The following is a 26,081-nucleotide window of genomic DNA, read 5'->3' on the forward strand; positions in this document are numbered from 1 at the left end:
TTGATTTTGAAGTTATTGAAAGTAAAAAGTATAGGTTTTCCCTTTTTCAGTCATCATATCATACAAATAAGATGTTTTAATATCTAGAAGCTGAAGATTTGATTCCTTAGAAATAATAGGTTTTTCGGTTTCCTCAACCTCATAAAATAGATTCGGATTTACTCCTGATGCTATTTTTAAATTTTTGTTCTTTTTTACAATAAGCTCATCAGGAGTTCTTAATCTTAGATTTCCTCCAAGAGCAGATGAAATAGTTAAAGCGATTACTTTTCCATTTTTCCACTTTAACTCTTTTATTTCAAAACCTCCCCTGGCTTTTAAACCGCTTATTGATCCGTATTCTTTTAAAGCATCTGGCAAAGCAGGAAGCAAATGAAGAGCGCCGTCTGAACTCTGCATCAGCATTTCGGTGATTCCAGAAGTACAGCCAAAATTGCCATCAATCTGAAATGGCGGATGCGCATCAAAAAGATTATTATAGGTTCCGCCGCCTTCGTGATTTACGCCAAGCGGTGTCAACTGATTTTGAATTAAGCTGTAAGCATGATTTCCGTCCTGCATTTTTGCCCACCAATTTACTTTCCAGCCCATGCTCCATCCTGTTGACACGTCGCCTCTTTGCAAAAGCGTATTTTTGGCAGCGGCAAAAAGTTCGGGAGTTCTGTAAGCCGAAATCTGATTAGATGGATACAAACCATACAGATGTGAAATATGGCGATGATTATCTTTCGGATCATCAACATCATCAAGCCATTCCTGAAGCTGATTGTATTTCCCTATCAGCATTGGAGGCAGTTTCTTTCTCAATGTTCTAAGACTATCTGCAAATGCTGCGTCCTTCTGTAAAACTTCTGAAGCTTTTATGAGAGTGCTAAAAACATCAAACACAATTTGATTGTCCATAGTTGAACCAGCTGTCATTGCCGAATTTTGATGTGCTATCGGCGTGTTTTCAGGTGAATTTCCGGGTGCTACAACTAGCCGTCCGTTTGCAGGATCTTCGACAAGAAAATCCGCATAAAAAGTGGCGGCTCCTTTTAATATTTCGTAAGCAGACTTTAGATATTCCTTATCTCCAGTATATAAATAATGCTCCCAAACGTGCTGGCTCAACCAACCTCCGCCTGCATTCCAAACTCCCCACGTTGCGCCATCAACAGCTCCATTTATTCTCCAAATATCAGTATTATGATGCGCCATCCAACCTCTCGCACCATACATTACTCTAGCTGTTTCCTGTCCTGTCTGCGAAAGCTCCTGAATCATTTTCAGCAAAGGCTCATGCATTTCAGAAAGGTTTGTTTTTTCGGCTGGCCAATAATTCATTTCTGTGTTAATGTTGATGGTATATTTACTATCCCATGCCGGTGTCAAACCACGATTCCAGATTCCTTGCAAATTTGCCGCCTGACCTCCAGGTTGTGAGGAAGAAATTAACAAATACCTTCCGTATTGATAATACAAGGTTACAAAAGATGGATCTGAAACGTTTCTAAAATTTGACAATCTTTCATCTGTAGACAATTTAGCTTGTTCTGTAGTTCCTAAATCCAGTTTAACTCTTTTGAAATATTTTTGATAGGCAGCAATATGAGCAGTTTTCATTTTATCATAATTCTTGACAAACGCTTTATCCAAATACGATTTAGCCAGTTTGCTTTCATCGCCGCTTATATCATTGTAATTTATAAAGTTTGAGGCTATAGAAACCATGATCACCACCGAATTAGCTTTATCGACGCTTAAAGTATTATTAACGACACTTGCACTTCCGCCTTCAACTTTTAATCTTGCCAGTGCATTAAACTTAACCTTTCCTTCTACTCCTTCGTGATCACTTGTATTTCCCCAAAGTGAGATTTCGTTACTGTTGTTAATTATAATTTTTTGTTTTTTATGTTCTGATGTAAAACCTGCAGTAAATGATAGTTGTCCAAGCTGATCTGCCGAAAGTTTAATGACCAAAACTCTATCTGCAAAAGAGGCAAAAGCTTCTCTCGTAAAAGTTACGCCGTTTACTTTATACATTGTTTTTGCAACCGCAGTTTCAATATCCAGTTCACGATGATAATCTGAATAGTTTTGATCTGAAAAATTCAGTTCCAAGTTCCCTACAGGCTGAAAAATCTGTCCATGAGATTTTTTGGTAATGATAGTCTCATTAATCAGTTTTTCGGCTTTTTTATATTCTCCCTGAAAAAGAAATTGTCTTATCTGGGGCAGTGCTTCTTTTGCTAGCGGATTGTCATTTCTGTTTGGACTTCCACTCCAAACTGTACTTTCATTTAACTGAAAAATTTCATTTCTGACATTACCATAAACCATTGCACCTTGAAAACCATTTCCTAATGGTAATGCATTTTCCCAAACATCTCCAGATGGAGTTTTATACCAAAGCTTTAGATCTGATTGTGCTTGAACTAACATGGAAATTCCGAAGAAAAACAGCAGATTTAATAAATGCTTTTTCATATTTTTTTAGTCATTTTAATATTCTTTTTATCTAAAAAAAGATTTGCAAAAACTTATTCAGCTACTCGATCACTTTCTGGAGCTCCCAAATAAGACGGCTTTAAACCGCCTGTATCGATCATTATTTTTTGAAGCACAATTCCGGGATCTAAAACCTTGAAACGAAGCGTATGTTTTCCTGCTTTCAGAATATTGTGTTTAGTGACAGAATGAATCATGTGTTCTGCCTGCCACTTTCCTAATTCTCCTTTATAATGTCCATTAAAATTTACAAGCTGAGGCTTTTCTCCATCAAAAGAAATTTCATATCGAAGTCCTTTATTGCTATTAAAATTCAGCGTTGGAGCCAATAAAAGTTCAACGGCAAATTCTCCTGTTGAAGCAAAATTTATTTCGTACTCTACAAAGACATTTTCTTCTGACATGGAATAGTTATTTTGAGGAAATGTTGTAATACCGCTCAACGTTTTTCCAAAATCTGGAATCACCTCCCAATGTGTTTTTTTTGAATTATTGGCTTTAGAAAAGTGTTCTGCATGAATCGAAACATACCCATCTTTTTCTACAAAAACTTTCGGAACTATAATTTCGCTATCAGAAAGATATTTTACTTCAGGAAGAATATTTTTTGGGCCATCGTGCCAAGTTTTGTATCCTATTCGCATCTGATCCATCATATGAGGCCATTTACCTCCTGCAATTTCATTATTGTATTTATTTTGAAGAATAGAATCGCGCTCAAACTTTACTTTAACCTCATCTGCATAATAATTGGCAAGACTATTTTTTTCGGCTGCCAATTTTTTATTCTTTGCCTGCGCAAAATACATTTCATAAAGATTGCAGCACGCGTCTATTGGATATAAAACCAATTGAAAATAAGCATCTTTATATTCGTTGGGAAGTTCATTGTAAACTCTATAAGCGTCCAGTGCTAGATTTTTATAGTCATTTACGACATTTTCAAACTCATTATAATTTTCTAAAGAATAGGTTTTGCTATCCAGCATTTCTGGTGTAACACGACGATTAAATTTAGGATAGGTATTTAATAATCTCGCAATTTCTTTAGAATATTTGCTTCCAAACTGTTCTGCTGTCCAGTTTTCTGTGTATCGGAAAAGATTCTGAGAGTTGAAGTTTTTAGGATTCCAAGCCATATCTAAAAAGAAGCTTATCGGGAATTCCATTGGTTTTAAATCGCCAACATTCACAATCCAGACTTTATCGACTCCATTTTCATAACTAAGATTCATTTGTTCCCAAACCCTTTGAATCGGACTTATATTAATCCATTTTGAGTTTCTCGGACCTCCCACATAATCAAAATGATAATACATTCCGTAACCGCCTTTATGCAATGGTTTTGAAAGATCTGGAAGTTTGCGGACATTTCCCCAGTTATCATCACAAAACAAAAGAATTACATTATCAGGAACACGCATTCCCTGATCGTAATAATCCTGAACTTCTTTGTACAAAGCCCAAACCTGAGGTGTTTTATTAGCGCTTTGACCTGTTTCTTTCTCAATAATTTTACGCTGTTCTTTTACAATATTTTCCAACAAACTTATATTGGTTCCTTCACTCATCGCCTCATCTCCATCACCTCGCATCCCGATGGTTACCAGTTTTTCCCAATTTTTGCTTCGCTGAATTCCAGTTTTCCAGAATTCATCCAAAACTGTTTTATTTTTAGAATAATCCCAAATATTAGGTAAATTATTCTTTTTAATATATCGGCGCCAGTCTGTCTGTGCCAAAGCCATTGGTTCATGATGGGAAGTCCCCATTACAATTCCCATTTCGTTTGCCAAAGGTCCGCTGGTCGCATCATCGTCATAAAATGCATTTCCCCACATTGCAGGCCACATATAATTGCCCTTTAACCTAAGTACTAAATCAAAAACTTTTTCGTAAAATTTGCTATTAAAACCACCAAAAGTAGCTTTTGCCCAGCCGCTTAAGGCTGGAGCTTCATCATTAAGGAAAATCCCTCGATATTTTACAGCTGGTTCTCCGTCTGTGTAAATCCCCTTAACGAAATAGATATTTTGTTTGTGCTTTACAGGCACGTCAGCCCAGTAATACCAAGGAGAAACACCAATCTGTCTAGATAACTCGTAGATTCCGTAAATTGTACCACGTTTGTCGCTTCCTGCAATTACAAGTGCTTCGTCTACGCCATTGAAAGGATTTTTAACCTGCTGTATGATAAACTTTTCATTTTTACCTTTGAGTTCTTTTCCTTCTATTTTTTTTTGTTTAATTAAATCATCTATGACCGAATTAGATCCAATCATTCCAATGATAATGAGCGGCGATGATGCATTAGGGTTCTGATTTAAAATAATCGGACGCTGGCCTGTAACTTTTTCAAAATCTGACTGAAGATTATTTACAGCTCGCAAAATACCTGCGTCTAAACTTGAATTTATCAAAAAAGACAGTGACAAAGACTTTTCTTTCAGGACCATAACATTCTGGTTTCGATCTTCTGTTATAAAAGGCTGAGAAGCTTTTGCTATAGTACTTACTAAAACAATAATTACGGTGCTTATAAATTTCAAATAGTTTTTCATCAGGTATTTTTTATCATTCATTCCAGATTGAGCTTACTTAAATCAAAATCTTTTAATGCTGCTTTTTGTTATTTGAACAATAACTGTGAGTATAGAAATAAATCATGTCTCCATACTGGCCAAGTGTGTCCGCCAGAATACTCGCTGTAGCTATATTTAATACCTAATTGATCAAATTTTTGCGTCATAATTTTACAGTTCTCGTAGGCTATGTCTTCTTTTCCTCCCATCGAAATCCAAAAATCCTTCAAGTTGACATTGATAGACTGCGCATTGTTTTTCATAAACTCATATTGAGGATCTGCTAATTTTGGATTGTTTGCCCACCATCCTGAACTAAAAACACCTAGACTTGAAAACATATTTGAGTTTTTTATTCCAGCGTAAAGTGTCTGCAATCCGCCCATTGATAAACCTGCTAAAGCTCTATTTTTACTGTCTGTTGCAACTTTAAAATTACTTTCAACAAAAGGTATTGCTCCGTTTTTTAGTTCGTTTTCGAATGCTTTTAAGGTTTCTTCTCCAAAACTTGAAATTCCGCCTGTATTTCCCATGTTGCCGTCAAGCATTACAATAAGCATTTTCTTTGCCTTGTTTTCGGCAATTAAATTATCTAAAATCAAATTAGCTTTTCCTTGAGTGCTCCACCCTCTTTGATCTTCACCTCCTCCATGCAGAAGATACAACACTGGGAATTTTTCAGATGAAATTTCATATCCTGGCGGCGTATATACATACATTTCACGCCATGAATTGGTTCCTTTTGAAAAGTATTTCATTATTCTTATCTCACCATGCGGAACAGTTTTCAATTCATAGAATTCACCATCTCTTTTCGGAATTTCTATTCCGCTTGCCATACGACTCATCCCATAGAAAGTTTCGCTTGACGGGTCTGCAACTGCCACACCATCAATCAAAAGCGAATAGTAATTAAACCCTCCGTTTATCACATCAGTTGTAACATTCCAAACTCCTTGTCCATCTTTCTGCATATCATATTTTCTTCCAAGGTCAATCTGTACTTTTGATGCTTCAGGGGCATTTACTTTAAAAATCACTCTGTTGTCAGGCAGTATCTGAGGATATTTAGCATTTCGTATGTTGGTTTGAGCTGTGGTTCCTAGAACCGTATATTTTGCAAAATTGGATTCGTCAACAGGTTTAAACAATAACTGCGAGAACATGTATAAGCTGTTTTTCCATACTTTAAAATCATGAACTCCTGGTTCCAGATAATAAATGTGCGGCACATTATTTTTAAATAAATAATCGTGAGTGCGTTTGCTATTTTCAAGCAGCCAATCGTTATCTCCGCAGGAAATCCAAAGCAGTTTCAGCTTCTTTTTTGTTTCCTCTAGATTTGGCACTAATTCCTCTGTTTTCTTAGTATTTGGAGCTGATGAAAATCCTCCAATCCAAGCAAATTTGTCTAAGTTGGTTAATCCGAAATTCAGAGACTGTCCGCCTCCCATAGATAATCCTGCAATGGCGCGATGCTCTCTGTCTTTGTAAACATTATATTTCTTTTCAATAAAAGGAATTAAATCCTTCAATAAATCTTTTTCAAAATCTGAAAATGCCTGCACTTTGTCTGGCGCCATTATGTTTCCAGTAGCGCTGTCATCTTTCATGGCTCTTCCGTTTGGCATTACCACAATCATAGGCTGTAATTTTCCCTCTGCATAAAGATTGTCTAATATAATCTGCGGACTTCCACCGTTAAGCCATTCTTTTTCATCTCCTCCAATTCCGTGCAAAAGGTATAAAACTGGATATTTTTTGCTTTTACTAAATCCCGGCGGCGTATATATAGTTGCTTTTCTTACTGTTCCAACTGTCTTTGAATTATAATTTACTGTTTCGACCTTTCCTGTTGGAACTGCTGGATTTAATTGATCAAAACCAACTGGTGCCTGAACTATAAAAGGCTCATTTGAGCTATCTGATTTATAACCCAATAACGAAAGCATTTTTTCTGCATAACGCTTTCCTAAATCCCTATATCCAGCGGCACTAAAATGCAGAAAATCTGCAGCTACTGCACAGCCTTTTGATGAAATCACATAAGATGTTGGAATAGTCTGAGGCAGTGTTGCAATGATTTTATTCATGCTTGCACACTTTCCATTTTGTTCTTCATGAACAGTTTCTCCAGAAAGCAATGGTACTTTTTTAGGATCAAGGTTCAGGTCTTTCATTAAATTATCGTATACTATTTTGACCTTTTTCGGCCAAAGTGTATCGCCTGTATTAGATTCCCCCTGATGCAGTAAAATACCTTTTATAACTCCTGTCTTTTGCGCAATTTTTGCCATTTCAACAAGTCTTGCATACGGACTTCCATTATATTCTTTTATCATGCCCAGCATCCAATCTGGCGCTGTTTTCATGTAATTCTCAAAGTTATCTTTATCAAAAAGTTCTATTTTGCATCCCCCAACGGCCACATTTACTACTCCTACTTTTATGTTTTTAGGAAGATTGGCAACCATGGTTCTTCCAAAATTGTCTGTTAGTGTTAATCCTGTTTTGCATCGGCATAATGGCGGCACTGCAGCATACCATTTTCCCATTTCGCGATTTAGATCTGGGCAATTTACTGCTTCTAAAACCTGAAAGCGTGGATCTACATTTAATTTATCCTCAGCTTCTATCGGAGCAGCACCTTCCATATTGGACTGTCCAAAACTTAAATAAACATGAAAATTTGGATCCTGAGAATATCCATTCTCTCCTGTTAAAAAAAGAGCTGCTATTACGAAAAATCTAATTATTGATTTCATGATTTCTTATTAAAATTATTTTAATACTAAATGGAATTTCATTTAAATAAATTCAAATCTATTACATCGCCCATTCTCTTATATCCCAATTCATTAGGATGCAAAAAATCGCCATCATGCATATTTGATAAAATGGTTTTCGAATCAGTTTCTGAAGACATTTCTTTATCAAAATCTATCACTGCATCAAAGTGGTTGTTTCGAATCCATGCATTTACAATATCTCTTGCTTCTTGCTTAAAAGGGGCATCATAAAATGATTTTTGAAAAGGCAGTATGGTACAGCCATAGACTTTTATGCCTTTGGCGTGTGCTTTTTCTATCATAATTTGGTAAGCGTCTATAATTTCTTGTGCTTTTATAGGAGCATCTTCTGCACGTTTAATGCCTCCTATATCATTTATTCCTTCCAAAATCACAAGCCATTTTGTACCAGCTTGCGAGAGTACATCACGGTCAAAACGGTCTAAAGCTGTTGGACCTAATCCGCCTTTTACAACGCAATTTCCTCCTATACCTAAATTTAAAACTCCAATATTTTGAGTCGCTTTATTGGTAGCCAATCTAGCTGCTAAAATATCTGTCCAGCGATTTTGTTTGTTTGTTCCTGATCCGCGCCCATCTGTAATGGAGTTTCCTAGACAAACAATATTAGATGTGTTTTTTGACGCCATAACATCGACGCCCGTAATAGAATACCAATGATCTGTTTTTACAGCCTGAGAGAAAGCGACATTACTGACATTATCTCCTTGTAAAATAAAAGATGTTGTTCTAGATCCTGGATGCCCAGTTGTCTTTTGTGACGCAGATCCATAATAAATGGTTATCGCAAGAAGCTGACCTGACTTTAACTGAAAATTCAATTTATCTGAAAACACTTCCTGACCTGGATTTAAAGTTACCTCCTGATTTCCATTAAAACTCAGATCTTTTTGTGTGTTTTTATCAATTGCGGGAGCATCAAGCACATTGGCTATGCTAACCTTTTTTAAAACAGTAGGCTGATCACTAAATACATTTGAAAAACGCAGTCGAATATGCTCTCCTCCAATCGAAACTTTTATAATTTGACGAAGCGTATTTTCGGCCAAACCTGGTGCTGGAGGCATATTGTTTGGTTCAACAAGCATTGGCGCACAAGCCCAAGATCCCACCCAATTTTCAACTTTCGTCTTTTCAGAAGAATTTGCTAAAGGCTGATTGGTCCTACATCCTATTATTAAAGTGAAAAGCTGTAAAAGCAATATATATTTTAAATATCTTTTTATCATTTCTACTAAAATTTGATGACTGCTGTTATTCTAAAAAACAACTCCCATAAATCATTATTTAAACTGAAATAAATGGGAGTTTCAAATTTTTATTTTGGATGTGAATTATTTGATGAAGTGGCATATAAACCTACCAAAGCTCCTGTAAATCCGCCAGCGACATTTGTCGAAAGTATGTCTCCTGAAACTGGATTGCCCAGATTTTCAAAATCAACACCATTTAAAGCATAGCTAAACTGATAATTATCGCCAGTTGCTTTAACTTGTAAACCTAATGCTCCTTTAATTTCTATTTTTGCGCTTGCTATTATTTCTGACTTTCCATTTTCTGTTCTCTCCAGTAATATATATGTATCTTTTCCTTTCTTCGTGACACCAAAAACATAATTGTAATGCTCATTCTGCAGACATACGATTCCTGCCAAATCTTTTTCTGATTCAGGTTTGTACTCTAATGTAGTAGAAAAAGAAAAAGTGTTATGCTGCTGTCTGTAGAATAATGTAGATGTTGGTTTTAATTCTTTAATGTTTACTGCAAATGGAGTTATCTGTAATCCTTTTTTAACAATAGAAATAAAATGTTCTCTTGGTCCTCTCAATCCGATCCATCTGTAATCTAATTTCTCTGATGTAAAATTTTCTGTAAATGTAAAGTTGCCATTAGGGAAAAAACCATCTTTGCCTGTTTTGTTTACAACACCATTTGGCATTTTTAGTTTTGGTCCCATTGGCACTAAACCATTTTCAAAAACAGGAAAAGTACCCGACCAATCTACTGGAAGCATAAAGGTTTCTCGTCCCGCATTTACTCGATCTTTTTCGTTTGGACGAATTCCTAAAAATACGCCATAATATTTGTTATCAGGACCAAGCACTAAATCTGCATGTCCTGCCCAATCTACTTTGTTTGGTCTATTTTGAGGGAAATATCTCTGTGTAAGGATTGGGTTATTAGACGACGGTTTGAAAGGCCCTTTTGGACTATCGCTAATAAAAACAACCTCGCTATGATTTCCTCCTGTACCGCCTTCGGCACACATTAAATAATAATGATTATCTTTTTTATATAAATGAGGAGCTTCTATCCAAATTGGTTTTTTAGAAAGGTCAACTCCACCATCTACAATAATTTTATCTGTTCCCGGGATAACCTGATCTTTTTCTAAATCATATTCCCAAACTTTAATTACGCGATGTCCATTGTACAATTCTTTTCCTTTATCAGGAGCATCATTGTGCACTACATAACCTTTTCCATTGTCATCAAAGAAAATAGAAGGATCTATTCCGTCAAAAGCTAATTTAATTGGACTTCCCCATCCTTTTTTAGGATCTTTAGTTTTTACGATGATATTCCCTAGACCACCTGTAAATGCAGTGACAATCATGTAAAAAGTATCGTTATGAGGATTATAAGTAATTCCTGGGGCGTAAACCCCAGCACTGATTCCTGTATCGTGAGGATTAAATTCTGATACTTTATTTAATACACCTCCTAAATCAGTCCAGTTTACTAAATCTTTAGAATGAAAAATGGGCACTCCAGGAAACATGGCAAATGAAGAACACACCATGTAATAATCTTCACCTTTTCTTGTAATAGCTGGATCAGGATAACATCCCTGTAGAATCGGAGAATAAAACTCATCTTCTTTTAGCGGATTGTTTTTATAAATCTGGTCATCTCCTGCGTAAGTTGCTTTTGAAAATATAGGATCTTTACTGCTATTCTTTTTTTTGATAGTGCTTTCCTGAGCCTGCGTAAGCATAGAGCATAACAGAATAGCAGCTGATATAAGAATCTTTTTTTTATTGCTCATTTTATATTATTTGTTAAAATACATTCGAAAAAATATTAAAAAGCCGAGATGGTTCCCGGCTTGTTTAAAACTAATTTAATAAACCCAAATAAGATAATTTATAAAATTGATTTTATTTGCTTAGAATTAGTTTTTAGAAAAATGAAACTTAATATCCTGGATTTTGGTAAGTTGCCTTTTCATCAGCAGACATTTCCATTCCATCGATTTGTCCTTGCGGAATTGGTCTTAGGTAGTGGTGTGCATCAATTGTTCTGGTTACTACTTCTGGTGTGTGTTGTCCGTAATTAGATCCTCCTATAGAATATTTTCCAGCAATTTCATTCCACTTCTGTGTTCTTACTAAGTCATACCAGCGGTATCCTTCACCAAAAAACTCACGTGAACGTTCAGCAAGAATGTAGTTAATATCAATTATAGCTGGAGTTGCATTTGTCATAGCGGTACTATTATCCTGAATTTTAGCTGTATTTCCGTTATTGTCCCATTTCCATTTTCCTGCTCTTGCTCTAAGTACATTTACAAGAGATCTGGCACTCAAAGATCCTGTCGCCCCTTTAACGGCTGCTTCTGCAGCAACCAAATACAATTCAGAGAATTTTGCTACTGGGAATGGCCTTGTGCTTCCTGCATTAGGCTGCCCTAATCCTCCTGCGTTATCGGTTCTGTAAGGTCCAAGTTTCCAAAACCCTGGATATACAATTCTGCTAATACCTTTTGGAGAAATCACATAATCTGCTCTTCCTGGCAATTCTCCCGCACCTACTCCACTGTCGCCTTGCCCAGAAGGATAAGTTATTGGAGCTAACGGTTCATCATTAAGAAAGCTTAACACAGCATCTCCGGGTTTAATTGTCAGACCATTTGCATTCGCTAGTGTTGCTACACCTGTAAGACCAGTTCCAGTAAGATTCCAGTTTCCTCTGAAAACTGTTGTGAATGTTCCATCATATCTTGAATCATTCGTCTTATCTGCAAAAGTATTGGTAAAAACTTCAATAGGCGGAGCCATCCTTGTCCATGGACGTCCTAAAAACTGATTTGCTTCCCTCTGTACTGAAGAAACAGCTGCTGTTCCGTTTTTACTTCTTATAGCAGTATAATTCCAAGTAACCATCCAGCCTGAAAAGTTATCTGGAGCACCACCACTTCCGTACGTAAGACTAGCTCCATTGTAATATTCGCTTTCTTGCGTATGATCTGCAAAAAGCATCACTTCTTTATTTCTGTCATTTGCTCCTGCATTAACATCATAATAAGAATCAAGCAATCCGTAAGACCCTGGATTGTTAATTCCTTCTACAGCCAAATCATAGGCCTTTTGGAAATACCATTGTGCATTATGTCCATCAGGATCTGTTCTTGGAGCATCTGGATAGGTTGGAATATTATTTGGGTTTTCTAACCACCAAGCGTAAGTAAGATATGCCTTTGCCAAAAATAATCGTGCTACAGTTTTAGTTACTGTTCCTGTCAATCTAGGTGCATCTGGAAGATCATTAACTGCAGTAACCAAATCTGGAAAAATGGCTTTTGTATAAATTTCAGGAACTGTATTACGTTTTGAATATCTTGAAGGCTTACTGTTAAACTTTAATTCTCCAGCTCCTAAATCCAACGGTACACCTCCGAAGGTTTGCACTAAAAGGAAGTAATCAAAACCTCTAAAAAATTTAGATTCAGCAATCAAACTGCTCGCAACCCCAACGGCTGCACCATTCTCGATAATACCGCTCGCAGTATTGATATCGTAATAAGAGTTATTCCATAAAACATCTGAACGGCTCGAATTTGGATTTATAACCCCTACACCCGACAAATCGTGATCTTTAAAATTCCCGTCTGCACTTTGTGCGTACGTTGCTTCATCTGTTCCTGTTTGGCAAGCATTGTAAAAATAAGCCTGTCCGTAAATCCAACGTAAATGTGCATAGTGAGAAGTTAATCCCTGTTTTACACCTTGTTCGGTTTTGAAATAACCTGGTTCATAAAAATCATGAGGTTTTTCCTCTAATATATCGGAACAGCCTGCTAATGAAAGTAAAACCGTTGATCCTATAATTAAATTTTTAAAAATATATCGTTTCATATCTGTTCTGATTAAAATGTTAAATTAAGTCCAAATAAATAATTTCTGGTTGCAGGAGTGTTTGTACCAATAACAGAAAATCTTCTCTGATAAGAGGCAACAGCCTGATTTTCATCACCGAATGAATTCGTTTCAGGATCCATTCCAGATTTATCATGATATGGAGAAAATAAAACAAACGGATTCTGCACTGTGAAATAAAGTCTTAATTTATCGATGCCTAAATTTCTTGTAAAGTCTTGATCAAGAGTATAACCAAGAGTCATTGCTCTAATTTTTACATAAGAAGCATCAAAGTACCCCATAGTTGACATATACTTTGGATTATCGCCGGCTCTGATACCTCTCGGATTAGGAAATTCTCCATCTCTGTTATCTGGAGTCCAGTAATCTACATCAACGTTGCTTCTACGTCCATTTAAAAGATTCATGTAGCTTGCTCCTCCATATAATGTGCTTATTAATACACCTCCGCTTTTAAAAGCTCCTACTGCATTAAAATCAAATCCTTTGTAAGTTAGATTGGTATTGAAACCTCCCTGAAAATCTGGATCTGTTTCTATGATCTGACGATCGCTTGCATTAATGGCACGAGATGGCGAACCATCTGGTTTATAATCTCCTGTGTATTTCACTTTGATCGATCCTACAACTGTTCCCTGCTGATTAATTCCAGTTGGCCCAGGCTCTAAAGTTGACATATATGGATCGCCTTCTTGCCAGATTCCAATCTTTTCATAATCAAAGATTGAATTAATATTATATCCAACAAACCAGTTATTGGCTTCGTCACGGGTAGCACCTGATGCTAAAGCAACAAGTTTGTTTTCGTTTTTATAAAAGTTAACTCCTACAGACCATGTAACACCTTTAGGATTATCAAGAATAACTCCGTTCAATGAGATTTCGTAACCTTTGTTCTGTGTTTCTCCCACATTAGCCACATAACTGCTTACACCAGATGTTGCTGGAAGTCCCACACGTTGCAATAGATTTTTTGTATTTGTTTTATAATATTCAACTGTACCAGATAAACGATTGTTGAAAAATCCGAAATCTAAACCATAATTCCATGTAGTTGAAAACTCCCATCCTAAATTAGGATTTGGAAGCTCTGTAACATATACTCCTGTTGAATTATTGCTTCCAAAATTGTATGGTCTTGTACTTAACGCACCTAGAGTTGCATAAGGAGATACTGCCTGATTTGAAGTTTCTCCGTACCCCGCTCTCAATTTCAATAAATTAATGTATTTAACATCTCTAAGGAATGACTCATTTGAAAGTGTCCAACCAGCAGATACTGCAGGATAAGTTACCCACTTATTCCCAGGAGACAATCTTGATGAACCATCAGAACGAACTGTTCCAGATATAAAGTAACGATTATCATAAGAATACATTAATCTAGCCATATAAGATGTCAATCCCCATTGTGTATAATCCTGATCTGCAGGATTAATCACAGCTTCTTCTTCGCTTTGTCCTAAATTATAAAATTGAAAAGCATCAGAAGTAATACCGTTTCTCGTCACTCTCGAACTTTGTCCTGTGTATTGTTCATTTGAATACAATCCGACAAAATTTATTGTATGTTTTTGTGCAAACGTTTTATCATACGTCAGTAAATTTTCCAACAGCCATTGTGTAGACCAACCATTTGTTATTGCCGCATTAGAAAGTGTTGTCGGGTTTACATCAAAAACTCCCTGACCTTCATAATATCCAGCATTTGACGTACGTAAATTCAAACCCGTATTAAGTCTGTATTTAAGCCCATTAATACCCGGAATTTTAACTTCGGCAAAAATGTTATTATAAGAACTGAAAGCTCTATTTAAATTCACATAGGCATCTCCTAAATTTTCAATAGATTTTCTAGTATAAACCCATTGGTCATCTGCTGCCATGCTCACTGTTCTTTTCAAAGAACCATCTTCATTGTATGGATTAGCAAGCGGTGAAGTCGCCAAAACAGTTCCTGTTCCGATATTATCACCGTTTGTAATGCTGTAATTGCTATTTGTATTGAATCCTATACGAATAGATCTATTAATCTGCTGGTCTAAACCTGCTCTAAGACTAAAACGCTCATAGCTCTGGCCAGGAAGAACTGATTCTTCTTTGTAATATCCTAAACCTGCATTGTAAGCACCGGTTTCAGTTCCCCCCGAGACACTAACATCATGGCTAATCATTACACCAGAGCCATACAATGAATCTTGCCAATCTGTATTTACATTTCTTTTCTCGTCAACACCATCTACATATAAACCTGTATAATCACGAAGAGCAGCAAATTTAGCAGCGTCCATCATAGGATATTTTGAGAAAACCTGTTTAATTCCGCTAAAACCATTGTATGAAAATGTAGCTTTCTGATTTTTCTTTCCTTTTAAAGTAGTCACTAAGATTACACCATTGGCCCCACGAGAACCGTAAATAGCTGTAGCAGAAGCATCTTTCAAGATATCCACAGATTTAATATCTGCAGGATTAATATCCCCTATAGAACCCGCGAACGGAACTCCATCTAAGACTACCAAAGGATCATTACTACCAGTAAGAGATCTTGTTCCACGAATCCTTATCTGCATCGCGGCACCAGGTTTAGAAGAAGTTTGCGTCATCTCGACCCCTGCAAGTCTTCCTTGTAAAGCTTGAGTAATATTGGCGGCTGGCACTTCATTTAATTCTTTTCCTCCTAACGAAGCAACCGATCCTGTAACAGCTTCCTTTATTTGAGTACCATATCCAATTACAACTACTTCTTTTAGATTATTTGAATCTTCCTCCAAAAGCACATTGATTTTCGTCTTTCCATTAACACTAATTTCTTGACTTTTAAAACCTATAAAGGTAAAAACAAGAACGCCATTTGAAGGAACACTTATAGAATAATTACCGTCGAAACCTGTACTTACTCCGTTTTTTGCTCCTTTTAGATTAACATTCACACCAGGAATTGGACCTTTCGCATCCGAAACTATTCCTGTAACTGTTGTTTGTGCCTTAATTTGCATTGAGACCAAAAACAATAGGATCAAAAAACCAAAACTTTTGATATGTTTCGATTTACCTGTAATAAAAAAATTATTCATAAAAACTGATTTAATTATTAAAATTGGTTTTTGTTAGTTAGTTTTTTTTAACACTTACTAGTTAAAGCATACATCAACTGTATAAGTGTATTATTTACAAATATAAAAAAATATTAACCAAACACAATCGGTTGTGTAGTTTTTTATTGAGAAGTACAAAAAAAAGACCCTGCAAAAAAATATTTATTTTATATTTTATCTTAAAAAAATAAAAATATAACAAATTAAACTATAACGTTGTAGCTATATTTAGTAAAAATTTTAAGTTCTTATAATATTCTTAAAGAAAACATAAAAATGAAAATATTCGATTTTTCATATAAAAAAATTAAAATTCTTTTGCTTTAAAGATTTAAAACAAGTTACAAATTCCAGTAAAATCGTACATTAACAATTAACTACCCGATAAACAAATCTCTAAAGCTTAAAAAATGTTGCAAAAAACAATCGATTGTTTGTTTTCATAAAAAAACCCTTCATTTTTCATGAAAGGTTTTTAAAAGTAAAATCTAACAAATGCTTTTATACTATCTTCTAAAACAATTTGCCCGTAACTTAATCTTTAAAATAAGGCAAGATTATCTCAATGCTAATCTTTATAAAATATTCAAACGGATAATAAACATATTATTTAAGGCATAAAATAACGTTCTTAGACTATAATATATGCTAAATTAGAAATAAACAACTTAACTCAATCTAATCAAAATAATATTCTCCTTAAAAGTTAAAGTTGAATTTTGCATTCCAGAACAGTTCATCTTTTGGCACATTCAAACTATAAAATTCAGCAGCTCTGTTTGATACGCCTTCTTCTTTTTCAGCGAGACCGCGAACTAACCTTCTCTGTAAAATCTTTCTTCTAAAATTAGTTTTATTGATTTCAATGCCTAATATTTCTTCATACAAATGAATTACTTGAAGCAAAGTAAATTTTTCAGGAAGAAGATTGAAACCAACCGCACTACAGCAAATATTCTTTCTCAGTTCTTTAATGCTAAAGTCAATTACCATCATGTATTTATCCTCTAGATCTGCTATGTTATTAATATCGATCCAAATTATATCTGAATGAAATTCTTCATCATCCTCTTTTTTTTTCTCTCTTCTCACCATTGCATAATATCCGATTGAAATATTCTCTTGAAATGATGTTGATGAATGATACCCAAATGCCCGTAACTGCTCTAAAAAGAAATCATCTTTTGAGATATGCTTTTTCAAAATCTTTTGTGCCGTTTTTAATATTGTCTCTCCGTGCTCCAAACTGGCACTTGGCAATCTCCAGTTACCATTCATTGCATCATTTTCATTTTTGACAAGCAGGACTTTCAGGCTTCTGTCTTCAAAACAGAATATTACACAGTCAATTTCTATCTTATTTTCTTGGCTTAAATTAAGACCTAATCTCTCTTCTGATTTTTCTTTTTTCATAGAAAATAAAATTAAAACTGTCTTTTAATCGAATAATCTTCTTATTCCGTAAGGATCAATTGTGACAATAGAACCGTCTTCTAAATAATCTATTTTAGTCACTTTCATGCTTCGAAGATGCGTCACGCCTTTTGAAAGGCTTGAATCGTGGTAGAACAAATACCACTCACCTTCCACTTCACAAATAGAATGGTGCGATGTCCACCCGATAACAGGATTCAGAATTCTTCCCTGATATGTAAAAGGCCCATACGGACTGTCTCCAATGGCGTAACATATAAAATGCGTATCTCCGGTTGAATACGAAAAATAATATTTTCCGTTGTATTTATGAACCCATGAAGCTTCAAAAAAACGGCGGTCGTTATCGCCTGCCAAAATCTCATTTCCGTTTTCATCCAAAATTTGAATTTCTTTTGGCTCTTCGGCAAATTCCAGCATATCGTCTCGCAATAAAGCCACGATTGGCCCTAATGCTTTTTCTTTTGCCAAAGGCTCTTCGTTATTCTGATCATATCTGTTATTTCGATATTTCTGAAGCTGTCCGCCCCAGATGCCTCCAAAATAGATATAATGTTTTCCGTCTTCATCTTCAAAAACAGCAGGATCAATGCTATAGCTGCCTTTTATGGCGTCTTTTTCTGCAACAAAAGGCCCAACTGGAAAATCTGAAACCGCAACCCCAATCTGAAAAATTCCGCTGGCGCGCTTGGCAGGGAAATACAGATAGTACTTTCCGTTTTTGTGCGCAGCATCGGGCGCCCACATCTGCTTTTCGGCCCAGGCAACATCATCTACATGCAAGGCAACGCCATTATCGACAGCTTCCGATGAAATGTCTTCCATCGAAAAAACATGGTAGTCTTCCATTCCGAAATGGTCGCCGTTGTCATTGAACGGAATCCCCGCATCGATATCATGCGACGGATAAATGTAAATTTTTCCGTTAAATACATGCGCCGAAGGATCGGCCGTGTATATATGGGATACTAAAGGCTTTGAAATTGCCTGATTGTTGATTTCTTCAAAATTAATGTGGTCAATGCTGTCTTCAGGCATAGGTATATTTTCTTTAAATAATTAACTTCTTCTTTCAGTTTTGATTTATTCTTGATTGTTATAGTATACCAGTACTAGTTCCAAAAAACATGTAAAATCTAAGTTCTCTGCTCTTAATTTTATTCTCTGCTTGCAAATGAAATTTGCCTCTCTTTTTACTATTACTAAGTTGTCGTTTTTAGAAATGACGAAAATAGTGCTGTTATATTTAAAAAAAACAATCGGTTGTGTAAAATTATGCAAAAAAACATATAATGCAAATTTAGTTTGCTTTATTTAGTTAATTTCCACTTAACAACCGATTGTTAATTAATTTACTAAAACCGACTTTATTATGGTTTTATAAGCCTTTTGTGCCTTCCAATACAAACACTAATAGCAATCTTTCAGTTAAAATTTAATTTGATATATCAAAAAAAAACTGCTATTACATAAAATGCAGTAGCAGTTTCTTTCAAAAATGAAAATTTTTAAACTTTCTTTGAAGATTCACGCACGAGTACTTCAGTATTTAAAAAAGTAATTTCCTTTGCTTCTTCCTCTTTATGAGATTCTATAGTATCAATAATAATATTGGCTGCCGCTTTTCCCATTTTTTCTGCAGGATGAGTGATAGTAGTAATATTGGGCTCGATTATCTCTGAAATGGGATCATTGTTAAAACCAATTACAGCAAAATCTTGTGGAACTCTAATTCCTTTCTTTTTTGCTGTTTGCACAGCACTTACAGCAAGAATGTCTCCTGGCGCAAAAAGCCCGTCGGGTGGAATTTTTAGTCCAAATAATTTATTACAGGCTTTAACTCCGGCATCATAAGTCATAGCTTTCAGATTTATAATCAATTCTTCTTTTAATGGGAGACCATGATCTGCCAATGCATCTATATAGCCTCTTTTTCTTTCATTATAAAGATTACCAAATTCTGCACCTGCAGTCATATGCGCAATTCTTTTACAACCTTGGTCGATAAGATGTTTTGTTGCTTTATATCCCGCTGTATAATTATCAATTACTACCCTAAAAGTATTAAAATCCTTAGGCACACGGTCTACAAATACCAGAGGAATATTATTATTTGAAAATTGCTGAAAGTGAGAAGTATCTTTTGTCTCCATGGCCAGCGAACAAATAACACCGCTAACTCTACTGCTATAAAGCGATTTAGTCATATTAAGCTCTTCTTCATAAGAATCATGCGACTGCATAATAATGACTGAATAATTAGATTTTCTGGCGGTAATTTCAATTCCGCTAATCAAAGATGATAAGAAAGGCTGTGTGATAGTCGGAATTAAAACACCAATCGTTTTAGATTTATTGCCTCTTAATCCCGCTGCTAAAGTATTTGGAACAAAGCCCATTTCTTCGGCTGTCTTTTTTACTTTCTTAATAGTCTTATCACTTATAGTATGATGATCTTTTAGAGCTCTTGAAATTGTCGATGTAGCCAGATTAAGCCTCTTTGCAATGTCATAAATTGTTACATGTTTATGTTCATCCATTACTATTATGATTAGTGGTAAATTTTAGATATAATTTAAAAAATTGTCAAAAAACGCAATACTTCCATCTTCTTTATTACACAACCAATTTACCTATAAACATCATAAAACACAATATTTATCATAAAAAATCATCAATAAAACATAAAAATGGCATTATTTTTCAAACAATGATCTAAAGTTAAATTATTTTTCTTTTCTTTACACAATCGGTTGCATTTTATTTTTTGATAAAAAATTACAGCACTCCATCAGTCGCAACATCCGTAAAAATTATTCATATGAAAACAAAAAAATTGAAATATCAGATTTTGATATTAATCTCGTTTTGGTGCACTGCACAGAAAAATGACTCTAAATTTCCATTTCAAAATACTGATCTCACTTTTGAAGAACGAGTAGAAAACTTAGTGGGACAATTAACATTAGAAGAAAAAGTAGCGCAAATGCTAAATGCAGCACCTGCCATACCTAGACTGGGTATTCCTGCTTATGACTGGTGGAACGAAACGCTTCATGGGGTGGCAAGAACTCCTTTTAAAACAACCGTTTTTCCACAGGCTATTGCAATGGCTGCGACTTTTGATAAAAATTCACTTTTCAAAATGGCAGATTATTCTGCTCTAGAAGGCAGAGCTATTTACAATAAAGCCGTTGAACTTAATAGAACAAACGAACGCTATTTAGGACTTACTTACTGGACACCAAATATTAATATTTTTAGAGATCCAAGATGGGGACGCGGACAGGAGACTTATGGAGAAGATCCTTTTTTGACAGCGGTTTTAGGCGATGCATTTGTAAAAGGTCTTCAAGGAGATGACCCTAAATATCTAAAAGCGGCAGCCTGTGCAAAACACTATGCTGTACACAGTGGACCAGAATCTTTACGCCACACTTTTGACGTAGATGTAACTCCTTATGAGCTTTGGGATACCTATCTGCCTGCATTCAAAAAATTAATCACCAGCTCTAAAGTTGCAGGGGTTATGTGCGCCTATAATGCGTTTAGAACACAGCCTTGCTGCGCCAGTGATATCTTAATGAATGACATTCTAAGAAATGAGTGGAAATTTAATGGTTATGTCACATCTGACTGCTGGGCAATTGACGATTTTTTCAAAAACCATAAAACACATCCTGATGCGGCATCTGCTTCAGCCGATGCAGTGCTGCATGGGACAGACATTGACTGTGGAACAGATGCATACAAATCACTGGTTCAAGCTGTTAAAAATGGGCAAATTACTGAAAAACAAATTGATGTTTCTGTAAAACGTCTTTTTATGATCCGTTTTAGATTGGGAATGTTTGATCCTGTGTCAATGGTAAAATATGCTCAGACTCCAAATTCCGTTCTAGAATCAAGAGAACATAAAGAACATGCTTTAAAAATGGCTAGACAATCTATAGTACTGCTTAAAAATGAAAAAAATACGCTCCCATTGAGCAAAAAGCTGAAAAAGATTGTTGTTTTAGGTCCAAATGCAGATAATTCAATTTCAATACTTGGAAATTACAATGGAACTCCATCCAAACTAACAACAGTTTTACAAGGCATTAAAGAAAACGTTAGCCCTGAAACTGAAGTAGTTTATGAAAAAGCCATTAATTTTACTAATGACACTTTACTGGTTTATAAAGATCTTAAGAGCCGTTATTCTTATGACGGAAAACAAGGTTTTAAAGCTGAATATTTTGATAATAATACACTATCTGGTGAACCTGAAACTACAAGAACCGAATCTGAAATAGATAATTTCTGGCAAGAAGGAGAAATGGTTACGAAAAACATTAAAGCAAATCATTTTTCGGCACGCTATACAACTAATTTTAAAGCTGATGAAGATGGTTCTATCACTTTTGAAGTTACTGCAGATGACGGTTATAGGTTTCTAATTGACGGAAAAGAAGTTATAGACGCTTGGGGAAAAAACAGATGGGGAGCAAAAACCTATAAGCTGCAAACCAAAAAAGATTCTGTTTATAAACTAGTACTGGAATACTGGCAAGGTGAAGGAAAAGCGGAAGTATCTCTACAAACAGGAAATTTTATAAAAACAGATTTTGCTGATTTAATTGAGCGACATAAAAATGCAGACGCTTTCATTTTCGCTGGAGGCATTTCCCCTCAGCTTGAAGGCGAAGAAATGCCTGTTGATGCACCTGGATTTAAAGGCGGAGACCGTACTTCTATACTACTTCCAGAAGTACAGACAAGACTTCTAAAAGCACTCCAATTGTCTGGAAAACCAGTAGTTTTTCTTATGATGACCGGTAGCGCAATAGCAGTGCCTTGGGAAGCTGAAAACATTCCGGCTATACTTAATGCATGGTATGGCGGGCAATCTGCAGGAACGGCTTCTGCCGATGTCATTTTTGGAGATTATAATCCTGCAGGAAGGCTTCCGGTAACCTTTTACAAAAACGATTCTGATTTACCTTCTTTTGTTGATTATAAAATGGATAATAAAACATACCGTTACTTTAAAGGCACTCCACTATACGGATTTGGTTATGGCTTAAGCTATACTGAATTCAAATACAGCGCACTAAAAACTCCTGCCAAAATAAAAAAGGGACAGTCGGTTACTATATCTGTAAAAGTAACCAACACTGGAAAAATGGAAGGAGAAGAAGTTGCACAGCTGTATCTAATTAACCCAAATACATCAGTAAAGTCACCTTTAAAAAGTCTTAAAGGATTTGAAAGGTTCAATTTGAAACCTAGCCAGAGTACAATTGTCAATTTTACTCTTTCTCCAGAAGATCTTTCTTATGTAACAGAAAGCGGAAGCTTAAAACCGTATGAAGGCAAAATTCAAATTGCAGTTGGAGGCTCTCAGCCAGATGAGAAAAACCAAGCAAAAAGTAATATTATAATTCAAACTTTAGAAATAGAAAAATAATTAATTATTAGTGTCTTTAGCTTTTAATTCTAGCCAAAGGCATGTTATAGCATTTATTAAAAAATTTAAAAATGAACAAAACAATAGACCAATTATCAGCAGATAATATTAGAGCTTTAGCAATATCTATGGTTGAAAAAGCCAATTCTGGCCATCCAGGAGGATCAATGGGTGGAGCAGATTTTATGCATATTTTATATTCTGAATACTTAAAATATGATCCAACTGAAATGAACTGGATTTACAGAGATCGTTTTTTTATGGATGCTGGACATTTATCTGCTTTAATGTATGCTCAATACTACCTTTTGGGAAATTATGAAAAAAAAGATCTTGAAAATTTCAGACAATGGGGTTCTGTAACGCCTGGTCATCCTGAAGTTGATGTTGAAAGAGGAATAGAAAACACGTCGGGTCCGTTGGGACAAGGACATGTTATGGGCGTTGGAGCAGCAATTGCAGCCAAATTTCTATCTGAAAAATTTGATAATTTATTCGATCACAAAATATATGGTTTTATAACAGACGGAGGTATACAAGAAGAAATTTCGCAGAGAGCAGGAAGAATTGCAGGACATTTAGGGTTAAACAATTTTATAATGTTTTATGATTCTAATGATGTGCAATTATCTTCCATGACCGACGAAGTGACCAGTGAAAATACTGCTGCAAAATATGAATCATGGGGATGGAAGGTCATCACTATTGACGCTCACAATCATACTCAGATACGCTCTGCATTAAACGCCGCAAATGCCGAATTAAAAAGACCTACGCTTATTATTGGAAGAACGATAATGGGGAAAGGCTGCGTTACTTCTGATGGCACATTATACGAAGGACAATGTGAACTTCATGGCAAACCAATTGGAGCAACAAAAGCAGATTTTATTAAAACACTTGAAAACTTGGGCGCTGATCCAAAAGATTCTTTTGCCATTTACAACAGCGTTGAAGACCATTATAAAAAAGTTTTAGAACAAAAAACTAAAGATGCTGCAGAAAGGAAATCAAAAATTTTGGCTTGGGGAAATCAAAATCCTCAGTCTGCTAAAAAGATCCAGCAGTTTTTCAGCGGAGAACTTCCTGAAATGGACTTCAGTTCTATAACTCAAAAAGCCAATGCGGCAACACGAGATGCTTCTGCGGAGGTTTTAGGTTATTTGGCTGAAAGAGTAGAAAACATGATTGTTTCTTCTGCAGATTTGTCTAACAGTGACAAAACAGACGGTTTCTTGAAAAAAACTTCAGTGATGCAAAAAGGCAATTTCAGCGGAGCATTTCTTCAAGCTGGTGTTGCCGAACTTACAATGGCCGCAATTGCAAACGGAATGGCTCTGCATGGCGGAGTAATTCCTGTTGTAGCCACTTTCTTTGTTTTTTCTGATTATATGAAACCAGCCATGCGTCTTGCTGCAATTCAAGAACTTCCTGTAAAATATGTATTCACGCACGATTCGTTTAGAGTTGGAGAAGATGGACCAACGCATCAACCAATTGAACAAGAAGCTCAGATTAGACTTTTAGAAAAAATTAAAAACCATTCTGGCCATCAAAGCTTTTTGGCATTGCGCCCAGCCGATGCAACTGAAACTTCGGTAGCGTGGCAAATGGCAGTTGAAAATAAAACAACTCCTACCGCATTAATCCTTTCAAGACAAAACATCAAAGATCTTCCTTATAAGGATCCAAAATTCGAAACGGCGTCACAAGCTAAAAAAGGCGGTTACCTCATTAAAGAAAGCCAAAACCCAGATCTTACTTTAATTGCAAACGGATCTGAGGTTGCCACTCTTTTAGAAGCAGCTTCTGAATTGGAAAAAACAAAACAATTAAAAATAAATGTTGCTTCAATTATTTCTGAAGGTATTTTCAGATCTCAACCAAAAGAATATCAAGAAAGTATTATTCCAAAAGACGGATTGGTTTTCGGTCTAACGGCAGGACTTCCTATTAATCTTGAAAGTTTAGCAGGTTCTCGAGGAATTGTATATGGATTAGATCATTTTGGCTACTCTGCTCCTGCTTCAATTTTAGATCAAAAATTTGGTTTTAATGCTGAAAATATTAGCAATGAAATATTGAAGTTTTTAGAAATCTGACATTTAAACTAACATTGAAAAAAAGGGTTAAAATATTAATAAATATTTTAACCCTTTTTTTCGTTTTAGTCTTACATTTCTTTACGACACTTGCTTTTTTCTTATCATTTACTAAAATCGTAGCTTAGCGAAGCACCAAGTCCAAACTGAAATGTTGATGCATAATCAGTAACTGCAACCGGTCCCCAATAATAGTCCCAGTAATAATCATATCCAACAGCTGCCGACATAGATTGCAGATATGCATGAAGATTAATTGATAATGGAGAGTTGGTTTTTACTTTTACACCGCCTTTAATCTCCCAAGCAAAATACGTTCCGTTGCCACTTCTTGGCGTTTCAAGAATTGCTACCCCTAAACCTGCACCAAGAAATGGAAGCGCTTTTTGGGAGCTTGAACCAAAATAATAAGTATAATCTGCCAATATGTAATTGATAGCACCTTTATCGTCTCCTGCATTAAGTTGAGTCCCAGCAGGAATAGGATTGCCATTATTAGGCAAAAGAACGCTTGTATACAAAGGCATGTGTGTATCCAACCTATTATACTTTAATTCTATCGAAGCGTTATCCATTATAAAATATTCCAAACCTATACCGTACTCAAAACCATCTTCTACCTTTCCATAAGAGGAATCGAAATCTACTCTGTCGGAAAAAGTATATCCTCCGTACAGATTAAGCAAAAATGACTGGCTGCTTTGCGCTGACATTACCAGTGAAAAGAAAAAAAAGACAACTAATAAATGATACTTTTTCATAATTTTTAATTTTAGTTTGTAATAATGGGAGTTATTATTCTCAAGCCCGTCAGTTTAATTGAAAATTAATTATAGTCTGTATTAAGGCCTTATTTCTATTCAAAGTTATTTTACAAAACTGATTTTCAGCTAAAATACAAGACCAAACATGTTCCAAATTATAAAATGAAACCATATTATATCACATTTT

Annotated in this window: 13 protein-coding genes; 2 read left to right on the forward strand and 11 right to left on the reverse strand. The window is 35.5% G+C overall.

Going from position 1 to position 26,081, the window contains the following annotated elements; genetic code table 11:
- Positions 1 to 12: 12 nt before the first annotated feature.
- From ABXT06_RS08050 to ABXT06_RS08095, 10 genes are all read right to left on the reverse strand, one after another.
- Positions 13 to 2,472 carry a glycoside hydrolase family 95 protein gene (locus tag ABXT06_RS08050; protein ID WP_354590286.1) on the reverse strand — a complete coding sequence of 820 codons (2,460 nt, stop codon included), beginning with the start codon at positions 2,470 to 2,472 and terminating at the stop codon, positions 13 to 15.
- A gap of 53 nt (positions 2,473 to 2,525) precedes the next feature.
- Entirely contained in the window at positions 2,526 to 5,054 is a 2,529-nt protein-coding gene (locus tag ABXT06_RS08055; RefSeq protein WP_354590287.1) for a glycosyl hydrolase 115 family protein, read from the reverse strand.
- Positions 5,055 to 5,122: 68 nt separating this feature from the next.
- Complete coding sequence (locus ABXT06_RS08060; protein ID WP_354590288.1) at positions 5,123 to 7,840, reverse strand: alpha/beta hydrolase-fold protein; 2,718 nt, start codon at positions 7,838 to 7,840, stop codon at positions 5,123 to 5,125.
- 38 nt (positions 7,841 to 7,878) lie between these two features.
- Positions 7,879 to 9,114, reverse strand: coding sequence for an SGNH/GDSL hydrolase family protein (locus ABXT06_RS08065; RefSeq protein ID WP_354590289.1), 1,236 nt, complete (start codon positions 9,112 to 9,114; stop codon positions 7,879 to 7,881).
- Positions 9,115 to 9,203: 89 nt separating this feature from the next.
- Positions 9,204 to 10,934, reverse strand: coding sequence for a glycoside hydrolase family 43 protein (locus ABXT06_RS08070; protein ID WP_354590290.1), 1,731 nt, complete (start codon positions 10,932 to 10,934; stop codon positions 9,204 to 9,206).
- A gap of 148 nt (positions 10,935 to 11,082) precedes the next feature.
- Positions 11,083 to 13,023 carry a RagB/SusD family nutrient uptake outer membrane protein gene (locus ABXT06_RS08075; RefSeq protein WP_354590291.1) on the reverse strand — a complete coding sequence of 647 codons (1,941 nt, stop codon included), beginning with the start codon at positions 13,021 to 13,023 and terminating at the stop codon, positions 11,083 to 11,085.
- Between the two features lie 11 nt (positions 13,024 to 13,034).
- A complete protein-coding gene (locus ABXT06_RS08080) occupies positions 13,035 to 16,124 on the reverse strand; it encodes a SusC/RagA family TonB-linked outer membrane protein (RefSeq protein ID WP_354590292.1) in 3,090 nt (1,029 codons plus the stop codon).
- 720 nt (positions 16,125 to 16,844) lie between these two features.
- Entirely contained in the window at positions 16,845 to 17,558 is a 714-nt protein-coding gene (locus ABXT06_RS08085) for an NUDIX hydrolase (protein WP_354590293.1), read from the reverse strand.
- A gap of 24 nt (positions 17,559 to 17,582) precedes the next feature.
- A complete protein-coding gene (locus tag ABXT06_RS08090) occupies positions 17,583 to 18,617 on the reverse strand; it encodes a glycoside hydrolase family 43 protein (protein ID WP_354590294.1) in 1,035 nt (344 codons plus the stop codon).
- A 470-nt stretch (positions 18,618 to 19,087) separates the two neighbouring features.
- Positions 19,088 to 20,119 carry a LacI family DNA-binding transcriptional regulator gene (locus tag ABXT06_RS08095; RefSeq protein ID WP_354590295.1) on the reverse strand — a complete coding sequence of 344 codons (1,032 nt, stop codon included), beginning with the start codon at positions 20,117 to 20,119 and terminating at the stop codon, positions 19,088 to 19,090.
- Positions 20,120 to 20,400: 281 nt separating this feature from the next.
- Between ABXT06_RS08095 and ABXT06_RS08100 the strand changes: the two genes are divergently transcribed.
- A complete protein-coding gene (locus ABXT06_RS08100; protein WP_354590296.1) occupies positions 20,401 to 23,028 on the forward strand; it encodes a glycoside hydrolase family 3 C-terminal domain-containing protein in 2,628 nt (875 codons plus the stop codon).
- Between the two features lie 71 nt (positions 23,029 to 23,099).
- The gene (locus ABXT06_RS08105) at positions 23,100 to 25,130 is read left to right on the forward strand and encodes a transketolase family protein (RefSeq protein WP_354590297.1); all 2,031 of its coding nucleotides are present in this window, start codon (positions 23,100 to 23,102) and stop codon (positions 25,128 to 25,130) included.
- A gap of 104 nt (positions 25,131 to 25,234) precedes the next feature.
- Here the strand turns inward: ABXT06_RS08105 and ABXT06_RS08110 are convergent, their stop codons facing one another.
- Positions 25,235 to 25,891: a putative outer membrane beta-barrel protein gene (locus ABXT06_RS08110; RefSeq protein ID WP_354590298.1), complete on the reverse strand. Its 657-nt coding sequence runs from the start codon at positions 25,889 to 25,891 to the stop codon at positions 25,235 to 25,237.
- Positions 25,892 to 26,081: the final 190 nt, after the last annotated feature.

The organism is Flavobacterium sp. UW10123 (genome assembly GCF_040538975.1).
GTDB lineage: Bacteria > Bacteroidota > Bacteroidia > Flavobacteriales > Flavobacteriaceae > Flavobacterium.

Bases quoted from the DNA above. Each gene is read 5' to 3' on its own strand.
- ABXT06_RS08070 (WP_354590290.1), bottom strand. From the start codon at position 10,934: ATGAGCAATAAAAAAAAGATTCTTATATCAGCTGCTATTCTGTTATGC.
- ABXT06_RS08090 (WP_354590294.1), bottom strand. From the start codon at position 18,617: ATGCCTGAAGACAGCATTGACCACATTAATTTTGAAGAAATCAACAAT.
- ABXT06_RS08060 (WP_354590288.1), bottom strand. From the start codon at position 7,840: ATGAAATCAATAATTAGATTTTTCGTAATAGCAGCTCTTTTTTTAACA.
- ABXT06_RS08110 (WP_354590298.1), bottom strand. From the start codon at position 25,891: ATGAAAAAGTATCATTTATTAGTTGTCTTTTTTTTCTTTTCACTGGTA.
- ABXT06_RS08095 (WP_354590295.1), bottom strand. From the start codon at position 20,119: ATGGATGAACATAAACATGTAACAATTTATGACATTGCAAAGAGGCTT.
- ABXT06_RS08080 (WP_354590292.1), bottom strand. From the start codon at position 16,124: ATGAATAATTTTTTTATTACAGGTAAATCGAAACATATCAAAAGTTTT.
- ABXT06_RS08050 (WP_354590286.1), bottom strand. From the start codon at position 2,472: ATGAAAAAGCATTTATTAAATCTGCTGTTTTTCTTCGGAATTTCCATG.
- ABXT06_RS08105 (WP_354590297.1), top strand. From the start codon at position 23,100: ATGAACAAAACAATAGACCAATTATCAGCAGATAATATTAGAGCTTTA.
- ABXT06_RS08085 (WP_354590293.1), bottom strand. From the start codon at position 17,558: ATGAAAAAAGAAAAATCAGAAGAGAGATTAGGTCTTAATTTAAGCCAA.
- ABXT06_RS08100 (WP_354590296.1), top strand. From the start codon at position 20,401: ATGAAAACAAAAAAATTGAAATATCAGATTTTGATATTAATCTCGTTT.
- ABXT06_RS08065 (WP_354590289.1), bottom strand. From the start codon at position 9,114: ATGATAAAAAGATATTTAAAATATATATTGCTTTTACAGCTTTTCACT.
- ABXT06_RS08055 (WP_354590287.1), bottom strand. From the start codon at position 5,054: ATGAAAAACTATTTGAAATTTATAAGCACCGTAATTATTGTTTTAGTA.
- ABXT06_RS08075 (WP_354590291.1), bottom strand. From the start codon at position 13,023: ATGAAACGATATATTTTTAAAAATTTAATTATAGGATCAACGGTTTTA.